Consider the following 965-nt stretch of genomic DNA (forward strand, 5'->3'; position numbering starts at 1 on the left):
AGGAGAACTCCAAGGAGGCGTACTCCACCGGCCTGGCCAACGCGTCGGCCGCGTTCGACAACTACGCCAAGTCGAAGAACGGCAGGCGCAAAGGCGCCCGCATGGGTGCGCCGCGGTTCAAGCCGAAGCGGAAGGCGCGCCTCGCCTGCCGGTTCACCACCGGCACGATCCGCGTGGACGCCGACGGCCGGCACGTCACGCTGCCGAGGCTGGGCACACTCCGCACCCACGAGCCCACCGTGAAGCTCCTCACCCGCGTCCAGGCCGGGACGGCGCGGGTCCTGTCCGCGACTGTGCGGCACGAGCGCGGGCGCTGGTTCGTGTCCTTCCAGGCCGAGGTCAAGCGGGACCTCGAACGCGTCACGCGCCCAGGCACGGCGGTCGGCATCGACCTCGGGGTGAAGACACTCGCAGTCATGGCCGACAGCACGGGCGAGATCCGCACCGTGGCCAATCCCCGGCACTACGACCAGGCCCTGGGGCAGCTGCGCCGCGCGTCCCGCACCGTCTCCCGGCGTCAGGGCCCCGACCGGCGCACCGGTCAGAAGCCGTCGAAGCGGTGGGAGAAGGCCAACGCCCAGCGGAACAAGGTCCACCACCGTGTGGCGAACCTCCGCGCTGACGCCCTGCACAAGCTCACCACCGCCGTGGCCACCGAGTACGGCACCGTCGTGGTCGAGGACCTCAACGTCGCCGGCATGCTCCGCAACCGGCGCCTGGCCCGGCGGATCGCCGACGCCGGATTCGGAGAGATCCGCCGCCAGCTCACCTACAAGACCCGCCAGCGCCACGCCACCCGCATCGTGGTCGCCGACCGCTGGTACCCCTCCTCCAAGACCTGTTCCGGGTGCGGCGCGGCGAAAGCCAAGCTGCCGCTGCACGTCCGGACCTACGAATGCGACGCCTGCGGCCTGGTCATCGACCGGGACGACAACGCCGCGCTCAACCTCGCCGCCCTCGCGGCA

General features: G+C 71.5%; 1 protein-coding gene. It reads left to right on the forward strand.

From position 1 onward, the window contains the following. Window positions 1–965: IS607 family element RNA-guided endonuclease TnpB (gene tnpB / locus GPJ59_RS36535; protein WP_219672394.1), on the forward strand; the 965-nt coding region annotated here is incomplete at both ends.

The organism is Streptomyces bambusae (assembly GCF_019400985.1).
Classification (GTDB): Bacteria; Actinomycetota; Actinomycetes; order Streptomycetales; family Streptomycetaceae; genus Streptomyces; species Streptomyces bambusae_A.